This is a genomic window from Actinoplanes sp. GCM10030250 (assembly GCF_042666575.1).
In the GTDB taxonomy this organism is placed as follows: domain Bacteria; phylum Actinomycetota; class Actinomycetes; order Mycobacteriales; family Micromonosporaceae; genus Actinoplanes.
Genome location: NZ_JBHTDO010000007.1, coordinates 114602 through 128795 on the forward strand (window position 1 = coordinate 114602; position 14194 = coordinate 128795).

Annotated in this window: 15 protein-coding genes; 10 read left to right on the plus strand and 5 right to left on the minus strand. The window is 69.9% G+C overall.

Annotation, left to right across the window (positions count from 1 at the left end; genetic code table 11):
* Positions 1-11 precede the first annotated feature (11 nt).
* The 3 genes from ACFQV6_RS12380 to acs all read right to left on the minus strand — a co-directional run bounded on the left by ACFQV6_RS12380 (position 12) and on the right by acs (position 5270).
* Positions 12-209: a hypothetical protein gene (locus tag ACFQV6_RS12380; RefSeq protein ID WP_378027556.1), complete on the minus strand. Its 198-nt coding sequence runs from the start codon at positions 207-209 to the stop codon at positions 12-14.
* Positions 210-641: 432 nt separating this feature from the next.
* Complete coding sequence (locus ACFQV6_RS12385) at positions 642-3032, minus strand: immune inhibitor A domain-containing protein (RefSeq protein WP_378027700.1); 2391 nt, start codon at positions 3030-3032, stop codon at positions 642-644.
* A 246-nt stretch (positions 3033-3278) separates the two neighbouring features.
* Positions 3279-5270: an acetate--CoA ligase gene (acs, locus tag ACFQV6_RS12390; protein WP_378027557.1), complete on the minus strand. Its 1992-nt coding sequence runs from the start codon at positions 5268-5270 to the stop codon at positions 3279-3281.
* A 201-nt stretch (positions 5271-5471) separates the two neighbouring features.
* Here acs and ACFQV6_RS12395 point away from each other — a divergent pair, with 201 nt between their 5' ends.
* Positions 5472-6209, plus strand: coding sequence for an oxidoreductase (locus ACFQV6_RS12395; protein WP_378027558.1), 738 nt, complete (start codon positions 5472-5474; stop codon positions 6207-6209).
* Between the two features lie 82 nt (positions 6210-6291).
* Positions 6292-6768 carry a PH domain-containing protein gene (locus ACFQV6_RS12400; protein WP_378027559.1) on the plus strand — a complete coding sequence of 159 codons (477 nt, stop codon included), beginning with the start codon at positions 6292-6294 and terminating at the stop codon, positions 6766-6768.
* A 576-nt stretch (positions 6769-7344) separates the two neighbouring features.
* On the opposite strand, the gene ACFQV6_RS12405 is transcribed toward ACFQV6_RS12400, so the two are convergent.
* On the minus strand, positions 7345-8148 hold the full coding sequence (locus ACFQV6_RS12405; RefSeq protein ID WP_378027560.1) for an HAD family hydrolase: 804 nt from the start codon (positions 8146-8148) through the stop codon (positions 7345-7347).
* A gap of 355 nt (positions 8149-8503) precedes the next feature.
* Complete coding sequence (locus ACFQV6_RS12410) at positions 8504-8878, minus strand: STAS domain-containing protein (RefSeq protein WP_378027561.1); 375 nt, start codon at positions 8876-8878, stop codon at positions 8504-8506.
* A 242-nt stretch (positions 8879-9120) separates the two neighbouring features.
* Between ACFQV6_RS12410 and ssd the strand changes: the two genes are divergently transcribed.
* The 8 genes from ssd (at position 9121) to ACFQV6_RS12450 (ending at position 14175) form a co-directional block, all read left to right on the plus strand.
* A complete protein-coding gene (ssd, locus tag ACFQV6_RS12415; protein ID WP_378027701.1) occupies positions 9121-10146 on the plus strand; it encodes a septum site-determining protein Ssd in 1026 nt (341 codons plus the stop codon).
* Positions 10143-11450: a TadA family conjugal transfer-associated ATPase gene (locus ACFQV6_RS12420; protein ID WP_378027562.1), complete on the plus strand. Its 1308-nt coding sequence runs from the start codon at positions 10143-10145 to the stop codon at positions 11448-11450. The genes ssd and ACFQV6_RS12420 overlap by 4 nt, the downstream gene beginning before the upstream one ends.
* A complete protein-coding gene (locus ACFQV6_RS12425) occupies positions 11447-12214 on the plus strand; it encodes a type II secretion system F family protein (RefSeq protein ID WP_378027563.1) in 768 nt (255 codons plus the stop codon). The genes ACFQV6_RS12420 and ACFQV6_RS12425 overlap by 4 nt, the downstream gene beginning before the upstream one ends.
* Positions 12211-12438 (plus strand): hypothetical protein, encoded by a 228-nt coding sequence (locus ACFQV6_RS12430; RefSeq protein WP_378027564.1) that lies wholly within the window; start codon positions 12211-12213, stop codon positions 12436-12438. The genes ACFQV6_RS12425 and ACFQV6_RS12430 overlap by 4 nt, the downstream gene beginning before the upstream one ends.
* Positions 12435-13163 (plus strand): type II secretion system F family protein, encoded by a 729-nt coding sequence (locus ACFQV6_RS12435; RefSeq protein WP_378027565.1) that lies wholly within the window; start codon positions 12435-12437, stop codon positions 13161-13163. The genes ACFQV6_RS12430 and ACFQV6_RS12435 overlap by 4 nt, the downstream gene beginning before the upstream one ends.
* Before the next feature lie 150 nt (positions 13164-13313).
* Positions 13314-13442, plus strand: a complete 129-nt coding sequence (locus ACFQV6_RS12440) for a DUF4244 domain-containing protein (RefSeq protein WP_378027702.1) — start codon at positions 13314-13316, stop codon at positions 13440-13442.
* Positions 13439-13801 carry a TadE family type IV pilus minor pilin gene (locus ACFQV6_RS12445; protein WP_378027566.1) on the plus strand — a complete coding sequence of 121 codons (363 nt, stop codon included), beginning with the start codon at positions 13439-13441 and terminating at the stop codon, positions 13799-13801. Before ACFQV6_RS12440 ends, ACFQV6_RS12445 begins: the two co-directional genes overlap by 4 nt.
* Positions 13798-14175 carry an Rv3654c family TadE-like protein gene (locus ACFQV6_RS12450; protein ID WP_378027567.1) on the plus strand — a complete coding sequence of 126 codons (378 nt, stop codon included), beginning with the start codon at positions 13798-13800 and terminating at the stop codon, positions 14173-14175. Before ACFQV6_RS12445 ends, ACFQV6_RS12450 begins: the two co-directional genes overlap by 4 nt.
* The last annotated feature ends 19 nt before the right edge of the window (positions 14176-14194 follow it).

Sequence of the window (14194 nt, forward strand, 5' to 3'; positions counted from 1 at the left end):
CCCGACCGTGATCATTGGATGGTCTCGGCCTCGGTCATCGCCATGAGGTGGCCGGGACCGCAGTAGACACGCAACATCGTGGTCTCCAGGTTCACCTTCACCCGGGCCCCGTTGGTCAGTTCGATGCCATCGGAGGAGTAGAGGGCGTACCTCGTACCGTCGTCTGCGACCAGGCCGTAGCACGGACCTGTACCCCCGCGGGTGACCATTCCGGCGACCCAGCCGGTGCTGGGGAGATTGTCGGTCGGCTCCCTTGGCGGCTTCGCCGGCTTGGTGATCGTGGGAAGAGACGCCGGAGGCGACGAGGCCGCAGCGGAGCCCGAAGTGGAGGCCGAAGGAGACGGAGAGAGAGATGGCGACGGAGACGTCGCAGAAACCGTCGGGGAAGTAGCAGAAGCCGCCGGAGACGCGGGGGACGAGGTGGAGGGCGCGGCACCCGCGCACCCCGCCAGAAATGCACCGGCAGCCATGGCCAGGCCGATCCGGAACGTGGCGTGATCGCGCATGTGTTCATCCTTCCCGCGGAAGCCGTCCAGGATGAGACGAAACGCGGCGCCCGGCGGTTCCGGCGAAAGCGTTACGGAACGGGACGGCGCCCGGGAAGCGAACTTCCCGGGCGCCGCTGTGGTGCGTAGGTCGTGTCAGTAGACGGCGACCGTCATCGACGTGCCGAGCTGGCTCAGCACAGCGATCTTGACGCCGACCGCCGGGAGCTTGACGCCGTGGTTCGGCAGCTCCTCGTAGAAGTACTTGTCCTTGTCGTTGAACAGCGGGTCACCGAGCTGCGGCTTGATGACCGACTTCGCGCCGTTCAGGTGCAGCGTCATCCCATCGGTCGGGAGGAAGCCGAACGGAGCGTCGTAGACCTGGACCCGGGCACGCCACGGAACACCCGTCGGGTTGTTCAGCGGCTTCGGGTGCGCGTCGATGATCAGGTTGCGACCCTCACCCGGGTGGACGTTCGTGTTGTTGTCCGCCTGCGAGGTGTCCCAGTACGAGATCAGCAGACCGGTCTGGTAGTTGTAGTGCTCCACCCAGTCCGGCTTGGTGTCGGCCCACCCGAAGTTGTACGGGCCGGTCGCCAGGTACTTGTCGTACGACGTGTAGCTGCGGTACCCGGCGATGTAGTAGTTCGGGTAGAGGTCGGTCGCGGTCGCACCGACCACCGAGAAGCCGGCGGCGGTCCAGGTCGGAGTGCCCTCGGCACCGTCGACGTCGGCCACGCCGTCCGCCGTGACGGTCAGGTCGTCACCGAAGAAACCACCCTCGGAGACACCACCGTCGGTCACGTAGTGCAGGCGCAGGTCGATCTTCTGACCCGCGTACGCGGTGAGCGGAACCGCGATGTCGACCCAGGCACCACCGCTGGTGCCACTGATCGACGGGTTGTTGCTGCCGTCCCGGACGAACGGAACGCCGGCCACGGTGCCGTCCAGCTTGGTCCAGTTCGCTCCGCCGTCGGTCGACGCCTCGACGTAGAGGTAGTCGTACTCGGCCTCGATCGCGTACCGGCCCTTGAGCGTGAAGCTCGCGGACGACTTGCCGGTCAGGTCGACCGTCTTGGACAGCGAGGTGTTCAGGTCGTCGGCGTTGCCGGAGAAGTACTGCTTGGTACCGGCGAACGGCGCACCGAGGTCACGCGTCACCTCCTTGTCCGGGAGGTTGACCACCACTGCCTGCTTCTTCTTGGTGTTGTACTCCTGTGGACCGAGGTTGACGACCTTCTTCTTCCCCGCGTCCACCGACTCGTAGTTGAGCCAGCCGAGCTGCAGCTTGTTCCAGGCACCGAGGTCGCCGGGGCGGGTACCGATGCCCTGGTCGTTCTTCGCGCTGAGCCGGCTCTGCGCCATCAGCGTCCAGTACTCGTTGTTGTTGTCACCCAGGCCGCTGGTGTCGTAGTCGTCCGGCAGGCCGAGGTCGTGGCCGTACTCGTGGACGAAGACGCTCAGACCGCCGTTCTCCGGCTGGATGGTGTAGTCACCGATCCAGATGCCGGTGTTGCCGATCTGGGTGCCGCCGAGCAGGTTGCCGGACGGGCCGGTCCGTCCCTGGTCGGTGACGTACGCGTACCACCGGTGGCTCCAGACCGCGTCCTCACCCTGGTACGGGTCGCCGTCGGCCTGGTCGCCGCCGGAGTGGACGATCTGGAAGTGGTCGATGTAGCCGTCGGACTCGTTGAAGTTGCCGTCACCGTCGAAGTCGTAACGGTCGTACTGGTCGAACGACTTCATGTCCGCGGCGATCTGGGCGTCGGACAGGCCACGAGCCTTCTGGTCGGCGACCCACTGGGTGGCGGCGTCGCGCACCAGGGCCCAGACGTTCTGGCAGTTGCTGCTGGCGCAGACGGCCGGGTCGTCACCGTTCGCGTCGGTCGGGTTGTCGTTGGACCGCCCGTACCGTCCCTCGTTGTACTGGACCTTGACCCAGTCGGTGACCTCGCCGTCGACGCTGTAACGGCCGGACGACTGGGTCTCGTAGTAGGTCTTGACCGACTCGGTGTCCTTACCGGTGCCGAAGTACAGCTTCCGGTAGTAGTCGGGGGAGTAGTCCTTCTGCCAGATGGTGGAGTTGTCCACCTTGCGGTCCGGCTCCGGGATGACGTTGTGCAGCGGACCCTCGAAGGTGGAAGGACCGGCGTACTGCGTCGTCGTGTCCTTGTCCGGGAAGTCGGGGTGCCGCTCGTTACCGAATTCGGTCAGGATCACGAAGATTCGGTCGGTCTGCTCCCGGCCGAGTTCCACGTACTGGTTCTTGCCGGGGTGGCCGAAGCCCCCGTTGCCGTACGTCTTGCCGACGTTTACTACCTTGCTGCCGTTGCGGGTCTCGACCTTGGCCTCGCCGCTGACGACTCCGGCGACGGCCTGCTCGCGCAGCGCCCGGCGCTTGTCCTCCAGCGGGTTCGGCAGGTCATCGACCGGGAGTTGTTCCCCGGCCTGTGCCGCCGGAGCCGGATCTGCCGGCGGTGCCGCCAGGGCAGCGGCCGGAACCAGGGTTCCGACGCTGGTGACCATCGCGGCGCCGAGCAGTCCCACGACCACCTTGCGCACTACGTTTACCTCCGTTTATGCGGCCGGGCGCTGGGTGAAGCGCGTCGGCGTCAAACGGCCCCGTGGTTTCGGGACTGAAGGTGAACGTATGCAAACGAACCGATGGGTGCGAGACGGCAGGGAGATTGATGAACAACAGTTATCTGTTATGGCCTGGTCATACCATCGAAACTGGCGAAAACGACAAAAGGCTGGTGGCACATGGGCGCCACCAGCCTTTATCGATTGCCGTCAGTCTTCAGATTTTGCCGACTGCATACCGGAGGAGATCAGGTCCATAACGGCGGAGTCCTGCAGCGTGGTGACGTCACCCAGCGAACGATTCTCCGCCACGTCGCGCAGCAGCCGCCGCATGATCTTTCCGGAGCGGGTCTTCGGCAGCTCCGCGACGAGCATGATCTGACGCGGCTTGGCGATCGGGCCGAGCGTCTTCGCCACGTGGTTGCGCAACTCCTTGATCAGCTCCTCGCCGGCGGCACCCGTGGTGTCCACATTGCCGCGCGGAATGGTGAAGGCGACGATCGCCTGACCCGTGGTCGCGTCGGTCGCGCCGACCACGGCCGCCTCGGCCACCGCCGGGTGCGACACCAGGGCCGACTCCACCTCGGTGGTCGAGATGTTGTGCCCGGAGACGAGCATGACGTCGTCGACCCGGCCGAGCAGCCAGAGCGCGCCCTCGTCGTCCTTCTTCGCACCGTCCCCGGCGAAGTAGACCCACTCGTCCGAGGAACCCTGACCGGAGCCGGCACCGAACCGCGACCAGTACGTGTCCAGGAACCGCTGGTCGTCGCCCCAGATCGTCCGCAGCATCGACGGCCACGGGTCGCGCAGCACCAGGAAACCGCCACCGCCGTCCGGCACCGACTGTGCCTGGTCGTCGACCACGTCGGCGCTGATGCCGGGCAGCGGGATCATCGCCGATCCGGGCTTGGTCTCGGTCACGCCCGGCAGCGGCGAGATCATGATGGCGCCGGTCTCGGTCTGCCACCAGGTGTCCACGATCGGGGTGCGCTCGCGGCCGACGTGCTCCCGGTACCACATCCAGGCCTCGGGGTTGATCGGCTCACCCACGCTGCCGAGGACCCGCAGCGACGACAGGTCGTACTTCGCGGGGATGTCGTCGCCCCACTTCATCATGGTGCGGATCAGCGTCGGTGCGGTGTAGAGGATCGACACCTTGTACTTGTCGACGATCTGCCAGAACCGGCCGCGGTCGGGAGTGTCCGGCGTGCCCTCGTACATCACCTGGGTCGCGCCGTTGGAGAGCGGTCCGTAGACGATGTAGGAGTGGCCGGTCACCCAGCCGATGTCGGCCGTGCACCAGTAGACGTCCGTCTCCGGCTTCAGGTCGAAGACCGCGTGGTGCGTGTAGGAGGTCTGGGTCAGGTATCCGCCGGTGGTGTGCAGGATGCCCTTCGGCTTACCCGTGGTGCCCGAGGTGTAGAGGATGAAGAGCGGGTGCTCGGAGTCAAACGGCTGCGCCACGTGCTCCGGGCTCGCCTGCTCGACCGTCTCGTGCCACCACTTGTCCTTTTCGGTCCAGGCGACGTCCTGGCCGGTGCGGCGGACCACCAGCACGTGCTGGATGCTCTCGCAGCGCGCGACCGCCTCGTCCACCGTCGGCTTGAGCGCCGACGGCTTGCCGCGCCGGTACCCGCCGTCCGCGGTGATCACGACCTTGGCGTCGGCGTCCTCGATGCGGGTCGCCAGCGCGTCCACCGAGAAACCGCCGAACACCACGCTGTGCGTGGCGCCGATCCGGGCGCAGGCGAGCATCGCCACCGCGGCCTCCGGGATCATCGGCAGATAGATCGCGACGCGATCACCCGCGGCGACGCCCAGGTCCGTCAGCGTGTTCGCGGCCTGCGAGACCGACTTGAGAAGCTCGGCGTACGTGACGTCGCGGGTGTCACCGGGCTCTCCCTCCCAGTGGATCGCCACCTTGTCGCCGAGTCCCGCCTCGACGTGCCGGTCGACGCAGTTGTACGCGATGTTCAGCTCACCGCCGACGAACCACTTGGCGAACGGCGGGTTCGACCAGTCCAGAACCTGGTCCCACGGCTTCGCCCAGACCAGCCGCTCGGCCTGGCGGGCCCAGAAGGCGAGCCGGTCGGAGGCTGCCTCCTCGTACGCCTCGGCCTTGACGTTGGCGTTCGCCGCCAGGTCAGTCGGCGGAGAGAACTTCCGCGTCTCCGAGGACAGGTTCTCCAGTGTCTCGCTCATGAGGGCGGCTCCTCTGCCTGACCGGGTCTTTCGTTGCACACTAGTTCCGCCGGGGGGTCCGGCGAAGGGTTGCGCGACGGAGCGCGCCCGATGGTGTCGTACGCGCGCCGACTGGCGCAACGGTGATCGCTCTTGCGCGAATCTTGCCAGTTCCAAGCTCATTTGTGCACCCCGGGTTTCCGGCGTTTTACCGGCTACCGTGTGCAGGTGGATCCGCTAGCCCCGTTGCTCGACCTCGCCGACGTCGCGCCCGCCCTCGCCCAAGCCCGTGACTCCGTCGACGCCGCGATGCGGCATCGGGCCCTGCGCCGGCACGGCGGTCAGGTCGCCGCCGAGGCGAGCCTGCGGGCCGCGGTCGCGAGCGCGGCGCTCGAAGGCAACCGCTACGACCTTGAAGAGGTACGCGACGGCACGATCACCGATCCGATCGTCCAGGGCGCACTCCGTGTGGCCGAGTCGCTCGGCGGGCTGGTCGACCTCTGGCCCCGCGCGCCCCGCCAGGTCCTCGCCAAACTCCACATCCTCGCCGCCCGGGGCGTCGTCCACGACCACGACCTGGGCCGCCTCACCTCAGGCGCCGAGCGCATCGACGCCCTGGCCGGCCTGGTCGCGGGCAACGAGGAGACCCCGCCGCTGCTCCTCGCCGCCATCGTGCACGCCGAGCTGATCACGTTGCGCCCGTTCGCCGGTCCGGCCGGCGTCGTGGCCCGGGCCGCCGCGCGCCTCACTCTGATCGGGCGAGGCCTCGACCCCCGCGGTCTGGTCATGGCCGAGGTGGGTCACCTTCGGCGAGAGCCGGAGTACGCGGGAAGCGCCGGAGCCTATGCGACAGGAACGCCCGACGGCCTCCGTTCCTGGCTCCGCCACTACGCCGCGGCGGTCACCGTCGGTGCCGAGGAAATCGCGGACATCGGGGACAGTGTCCTGGCGACCGTATAAGCGGCGGCATCCATCACCGCGTAGGGCTTTGCCGGCGGCATACTTCACTGCCTAGTTCTTTCCTGGCGGCATACTTCACTGCGTGGGTGATAACTGGATCCGTCCCTACACGCCCGGAACCGGCCGCTGGCTGGTGATCGCCTGGGAGGCGATCGCCCTGCTCTTCCTGACCTGGGCCACCATCAATAAGTTCGATCTGATGGGTCACGGCGTCCGGGCGGTCGCCGGGATTCTGGCAGCGGTCTGGGTGCTGGGCTCCTGGCGCATCATGCGTCACGGCGTTTACATCGGTGCCGAGGGCGTCCTGGTCCGCGGGCTGATCCGGTCCCGCTTCGTGCCCTGGCACGCGATCGACAACGTCCGCCTGCACAAGGCCAGCCACCGGCTCGGGCGGTGGGAGATCGAGAGCGGCATGACCGTGCTGATCGAGCTTGTCGGCGGCGCGACGGTCAACACGGAACTCTGGGCGCAGGGCGTCGACTTCCACTCCCGCCCCAAGCTGTTCCGCGCCGTCTACCACGAACTCCGCACCCGCCACCAAGCCGCCGCCAACCCCTGACCGCGCCGCCCGTGCGACCACTCGGGACGGGTTTGGCTCGGGCGGGTCCGGGCTTGGGCGTGTTCAGTCCGGGCTTGGGCAGTCCGGGCTTGGGCGTATAGGCGCACACGTTGAGGTCGCGTGCGATCGGGGCGGAGGGCGCGATGATAAGAGCCGGCGTCCCTTTGAGGGGCGCCGGCTGTGCGCGTCCGTACCGGGTTAACAAGCGTGCACCTGGGTCGTTGTCGATGGTCCAGCTGCCAAGTGGCAGAGGTCCCGCCGCAACGTGCCTGCCGTGGCTGATCGCGCGTGGGTTCCCGGTGGCCGTGCACGGTGCCCGACGTTCCGGGCCCGCGACTCATTTCTACGCCGGTTCCCACATGATCGCCAGGTATCAGCCCGGCAAACCTGGCGTAACGCTATTACTCAGACCAAAGCTATTCATCCAGCTCACTGCCGCTGCTGGGCTGGGCCGGCGGTGAGTGGGGTGAAGGGTGAGTGGGCAGCTCCGCCCGGCGGGCGCGGCAAAGGGGGGAGTTGCAGGGGGTCGCGTGGGCGGAAGAGAGCTTTGCGTCCAGCGTACGAAAAAAAGGGGTTTCATGAGACTGTGGCTCGGAGGCGACGGTGGCGGCCGTAGAGCGCGAAGCCGATGGCTACGCCGACGCCGACGCCTAGGGCTGCGGCGGCGACCGGGACTGCTGGGCGATCGCGGAGGCGCCTGCCCAGGGGGACCGGGTTGCGGAATTCGAGGACGGGCCAGGAGCGTTCGAGGGCGACTCGGCGCAGGGCTCGGTCGGGGTTGACGGCGCTCGGGTGGCCGACGGATTCCAGGAGGGGCAGGTCGCTGCTGGAGTCGGAGTAGGCGAAGCAGTCGGTGAGGTCGTAGCCGCGTTCGGCGGCCAGTTTGCGGACGCCGACGACCTTGGCGGGGCCGGCGGAGTAGAACTCGACCTCGCCGCTGTAACGGCCGTCGACGATGGCCATGCGTGTGGCGATGATGTCGGTGATGCCGAGCAGGGCGCCGATCGGGCGGACCATCTCGTCGCCGGAGGCGGAGACCAGAACGACGTCGCGGCCGGCGGCCTGGTGTTCGGCGATGAGCGCGGCGGCTTCGGCGTAGACATACGGGTTGATCAAGTCGTTGAGAGTTTCGGCGACGATCTGCTGGACCTGCTCGACCTTCCAGCCCTTGCAGAGGGCGGCCAGGTAGTCGCGGGTGCGTGCCATCGCCTGCTCGTCGCCGCCGCCACCCAGCCGGAACATCAGCTGGGCATAGGCGGATTTCACCACGTCACGGCGGCTGATCAGGCCATCGCGGTAGAAAGGCCGTCCGAATGCCAGGGCGCTGGACTTGGCGATGACGGTCTTGTCTAGGTCGAAAAACGCGGCGCTCAGGCCCACGGGCCGAAAGTGTAGCCGCATCGGGCTCGTCCCCGTCGTCCCGCTCGCGCGCGACGCCCTTTGGTGACGGGCTGTGAAAACGGTCAGACGGGTAGGAGGCGTGGCATCCAGTTACATTCGGGACTCGACGCCAGGCCCGATTCTGAGGCAGACTTGTGTTTGCGATCGGGAAGCGTGTTGTTACCGTCGCGTCCTGTCAACGCAAGTTAAGAGCTAACGCTACTCAAGAGCCAACGCCGGCGAAAGTGTCGCTCGGCCGTCGCGCCCCCCGCGATTGCCGAGTTGATTCGGCTCGACCCCCCCGGAGCCGAATCCCAGGACGGCCCCCGTCTCCCCCGACGGGGGTCGTTCCCGCTCAGGACCCGGTTGCCTGACTCGGTTCGGCCATGTGCGCCACCGCGCCGGTCTCACCCTGCTCGATGAGGCCGAAGAAGTCGCTGAGACCGGTCACCGTCAGAACCCGGCGGAACGTCTCGCTCGGGTTCACGACGACGAACTTGATGTCGCGGTCGGCGGCATCGCGATAGCCCTCGATCAGGGCGCCCAGCCCCGTCGAGTCGATGAACGACGCTTCGCGCAGATCGATGTGAACGGTCTCCGGCGTCCAGTCGACGAGGGCATCGCGGATGCCGTCGGCGACCTCGTCGGCGTTCGAATAGTCGATCTCACCCAGCACAGCGACGGTAACCGTGCCGTCGTTGGCAAGCGTGGTTCGGATCGAGTTGTCCATGCCCGCTCCATCGGTCCGTGTCGGCCACCCAAGATACCCACCTGCCTCCCGTTCATTCCTTCCGCAGGTCGGAGCACTTAGCAGATCCACCGGACGGGTGGGAGCAATCCACAGGGCCGGAGTTGTCCACAAGCCTGGAGACGCCGGTTGCCGGGCCCGGTCCGAACCAGCGACGGTGGGCGCCCGAAATCGCCGCGTCCTCGCTGGAGGTAGTGATGCCCGCTCCGCGCCGTCCCCTCGTCGTGACCGCCGACCCCGACCTGCTCGACGATCTGCTCCGTCTTGCCGCGGCAGGCGGGACCGAGGTCGACGTGGCCCCCGATCCGTCGGCCGCCAGGGCCCGATATCCCGGTGCGCCGCTCGTCCTGCTCGGTGCCGACCAGGCAGTGGCCTTCCTGCGCGCCCGTCTGCCACCGCGTCCACGATTGATCGTCGTGGGCCGTGGCGACGGTCTCGAGAAGCCCGCCTGGGAGGCGTCCGAGCTCATCGGCGCGGAGCACCTGGCGGTGCTGCCGACGGCCGAGCCGTGGGTGGTTGATCAGTTCACGGTACGACCGGAGCCCGCCACCTCCGCCCGGACAGTCGCGGTGATCGGCGGCCGGGGTGGCGCCGGCGCCAGCATCCTCGCGGCGGGACTGGCCACCACCGCCGTGCGCGCCGGCCACCGCACCCTCCTGCTCGACGCCGACCCACTCGGCGGCGGACTCGACCTGGCCCTCGGCTGGGAACAGCTGGACGGGCTGCGCTGGCGTAACCTCGCCGGCACCGACGGCAGGGTGGACCCACCGTCCCTGCTCCAGGCTCTGCCACGTCGCGGCGACCTCGTCCTGCTCTCCTTCGACCGTGAGGAGCTTCCGGGCATACCCGCCGAGGCGATGGCCGCCACCATGGACGCGGCCCGGCGCGGGCGCGATGTCGTCGTCGCCGACCTGCCGCGCCAGCTGGACGACGCCGCGGTGATCGCGCTGCAGTCCGCCGATCGGACCCTGCTGGTGGTTCCGGCGGAGCTGCGGGCCGCCGCCTCGGCCCGGCGAACGCTGGCCATGGTCGTCCCGCACTGCGAGGACGTCGCCGTGGTGGTGCGTGGGCCCGCGCCGGGAAAGCTGCGCGCCCGGGACATCGCTCAGGCACTGGGAATACCGCTGGCCGGGACGCTCCGCCCGGAACCGGCGATGTGCGAGGCGCTGGAACACGGGACGCCACCGACGGCGGACGGCAAGGGACCACTCGCCGACCTCTGCCGGCGACTCCTCGAGGACCTCGCGTGAACACCCGGGTGGTGGATCGGGTGCGGCGGCAGTTCGCGTACGAGGGGGTGGAGGCGACACCGGCCGCGGTGGTGACGGCGGTCCGCCGGGAGACCGGGGTGCTCGGCGACACGGCCGTCCTGCGCCTCGCCGACCGGGTGCGCGGCGAGCTGATCGGCGCCGGGCCGCTCGCCCCGCTGCTGGGCGACAGCGAGGTGACCGACGTCCTCGTCAACGGCATGCAGGTCTGGGTGGACCGCGGCGCGGGACTGCAGCGGGCGGCGGTGCGTTTCCAGGACCCCGATGAGGTACGGCGACTCGCGCAACGCCTGGTCGCGGCTTGTGGACGGCGTCTTGACGACGGGCAGCCGTACGCGGACGCGCGGCTCCCCGACGGCACCCGTCTGCACGCTGTGCTGCCGCCGGTCGCGACGCACGGGCCGTATCTGTCTCTGCGTACCTTCCGTCAGAAGCCGTTCAGCCTGGCCGACCTGGTCTCGCGCGGGACGGTCGCACCGGCTGCCGCTCCGGTGCTGTCGGGTGTTGTGGCGGGGCGGCTCGCGTACCTGGTGACGGGCGGCACGGGCAGCGGCAAGACGACGTTGCTGTCGACTCTGCTGAGCCTGGTCCCGCCCGACGAACGGATCGTGCTGGTCGAGGATGCCGCCGAACTGCGGCCGGTTCATCCGCACGTGGTGGGGCTCCAGGCGCGTACGGCGAACGTGGAGGGCGCCGGCGCGATCGGCCTGACCGACCTGGTCCGGCAGGCGCTGCGGATGCGACCGGACCGGCTGGTGGTCGGTGAGTGCCGCGGCGCCGAGATCGTCGACCTTCTCGGCGCGCTGAACACGGGCCACGACGGCGGCGCGGGGACGCTGCACGCGAACGCGCCCGGTGACGTGCCGGCCCGGCTGGAAGCGCTGGGCATGCTGGGCGGACTACCCAGAGCGGCGTTGCACGCCCAGGTGCTGGCGGCACTGCAGGTGGTTCTTCAGGTACGGCGTACGAGCCGGGGCCGGGTTCTGGAGTCGATAAGCGTGCTGCGGCCGGCGGGGGAGGAGCGGCTGGCTTCGGTCGTCCCGGCTTGGCAGCTGGGCCGAGGGGCCGGACCGGGTGCGGCGGAGCTGGGGCGGATGCTCGCGGAGCGGGGTGTCGCGGTGCCGGCGATCCTGCGACCGGCTCGGGGAGCGGCTCCGGGACCGTCTTCGGGAGCGGCTTCGGGACCGTCTTTGGGACCGTCTTTGGGAGCGGCTTTGGGAGCGGCTCCGGGAGCGGCTTTGGGAGTGCCCGCGTCTCCGGCTGGGGCTGGCGGGCTGCCGGTATGAGCTGGCTGGCGGCGGGGGCTCTGCTCGGCGGGGTGGTGGTGATCGTCTGGCCGCGTGGTGGGGTGCGGGATCGACTGCCTGGCCGGCGGGTTCGCGGGCGGATGGTGGTCGATCTCTCGGGAATCCGGCTGCCGAGGTCGCCGAAACGGGTCGCGCTGGGGTCGGCGGGGCTGGTGGCGGCCCCCGCGCTTCTGGCCGGTGGGCCGGTCGCGGGGGTGGTTGCCGGGGTCTATGCGGGGTTGGCGGCTTCCGAGTGGGCGCGGCGGGCGGCTCGGAAGCGGGTTGTTGCCGGGCGGGTGGCGGCGTTTGACGGGCTCTGTTCGCTGGTCGCCGATCTGCGGGCTGGGATGCCGCCCGCGGCCGTGGCGGGTTCAGAGGTCGTGGCGGGTTCCGCGTTCGCCTCGGGTTCCGGGGTCGTGCGAGGGGATGAGCGGATCTCGGCGCTTGTCGGTGCGGTGTGGCGGCTTGCTGAGCGCACCGGTGCGCCGGCGGCTGACCTGCTTGATCGGATCGAGACCGATGCGCGGGTCGCGGATCGGGCGGCCAAGGCGGCCGCGGCTCAGGCCGCGGGTGCGCAGGCGACCGCGTTTCTGCTGGCGGCGTTGCCGGTGGGCGGGATCGGGCTCGGGTACTCGATCGGGGCGGATCCGCTCCATGTGCTGCTGCGGACGCCGCTGGGTGCCGGGTGTGCGCTGGTGGCGGTGGCTCTGCAAGTGGCGGGGTTGAAGTGGGCGCAGCGGCTGGCCGAGAGGCCGGTCCCGTGAAGCCGGTGTGTGGTGCGGCGGAGTTGCTGCGGCCGGGTGGCCCGGTTCGGGTTCCGCTGCGGGAGTGTTGTGCGGCGGCGCTGATCGGCGTGGACGCGGTGACCAGCGGGTGTCTGGCGCTGGAGACGGCCGAGGTGCCGACCCCCGAGCTCTCGCCTGGCGACCTCTCGTCCGGCGCGGCTGAGGCGCCGGTCGACGCGGGGCTCGGGCGGGGGCGTCGATGACGGTGTTCGTCGTGACCGCCTGCACCGTCCTGGCGGCTGTGGTGCTCGTGCTGCCGTCGATGCGGCGTGGTGCGGCCGGACGCCGCCTGTCCCGGGTGGGCCGTGATGGGTCACCGGTGGCGCGCCGTACCGACCGCAGGACCCGGCTGGTGCTTGCCGCGCTGGCTGCGCTCGCGGTCGCCGGGTTCATCGGCAGTTGGTGGGGCGTGCCGGCCGGGCTTATCGCGGGGGCCGGTGCCGAGCGGTTCCTGCGCGGCCGGGAACCCGCCGACGTCCGGCGTGACCGTCTGCGGGCCCTCGCCGACCTGCCGCTCGCCGCGGATCTGCTGGCCGCGGCGCTGCGGGCGGGTGCGCCGGTGGACCACGCCGCGGCGGCGGTGGCGGACGCGCTGGGCGGGCCGCTCGGTGAGCGACTCGAACGTGCGGCGCGCTCCCTGCGGCTCGGTGCCGACCCTGGAGAGGCGTGGACGCACCTCGCCGACGTGACGGGCGCCGACCGGATCGCGGCTGCGGCGGTCCGGTCCAGTGCCAGCGGGAGTGCGCTTGCCGGTGCGCTGGAACGCCTCGCCGGGGATCTGCGCTCCGATCGCACGGTTGCCGCGGAGGCAGCCGCCCAGCGGGCCGGTGTCCTGATCGTTCTGCCGCTCGGGCTGTGTTTCCTGCCGGCCTTCCTGCTCGCCGGCCTGGTGCCGGTGCTGGTCGCCGTCCTCGGCGACGTCCTGTGATTTTCGGGGGCGCGGCGCGATCGGCGCTGAGCCCTCGCCATTCGCGGTGTGGCGTGTCGGGCGCCGCGCCGCCCAACCTGAGGAGAGGTCCACGTGCACAAACTCATCGTCAATATCCGGCGGCTCCGGGCGGAAGCCGCTGACGCCGGGATGACCACCGCCGAGTATGCCGTCGGCACGCTGGCGGCGGTCGCCTTCGCCGGTGTCCTGTTCAAGGTGGTCACGAGCGCCGGCGTGCAAGCGGCACTGAGCGGGCTGATCGGCCGGGCGCTGAAGTGAACGGGCGCCGGTGGCCCGGCCGGGACCGGGGATCGTTCACCGCTGAGCTCGCGGTCGGGCTGCCGGCGCTCCTGGTCCTGTTCCTGGCCGGGATGGCGGCTGTCTCGGCGGTCATGATCAAGGCGCAGTGCCTGGACGCGGCGCGGGAGGCCGCTCTGGCCGCGGCACGCGGCGAGGAGCCTAGGGCAGTGGCGGCCGCGACGGGTCCCGAAGGTGCGGACATCCAGGTCTCGGTCGGCGGGGAGAGCGTCACGGCGGTGGTGTCGGCACGGGTGCGGGTCCTGGGCGGGAATCTGCCGGCGATCACCGTGCGAGCCACGGCCGTCGCCGCCCGGGAACCGGAAGAGGTCCCGATGTGAAGCCTGGAGGTCGCACGAACGCGAGGGAACCCGACCGGGGCGCCGCATCGATCTTCGTGCTGGCCGTGGGCGTCGTGCTGGTGACGGTGGGCCTGTTCGGTGCGGCTGTCGGCTCGGCGCGGGTGGCGCGGCACGAGGCCCGTAACGCCGCGGATCTGGGCGCCCTGGCGGGCGGACGCCGGGCGATCGAGGGCGCGGGCCCGGCGTGCGTGGAGGCCGCTCGATATGCCGCGGCGAACAGTGGCCGGATGACGTCGTGCCTGGTGAACGGCCTGGAGATAGTGATCCGGGTCGAGGTGAGGGTCGAGCCCCTACCGGGCCTGTCCAGGGTCGCCACCGCCGACGCCCGAGCCGGCCCGGTCTCGAGTTGGTGAGTGGCTAGCGCGGTGCCCG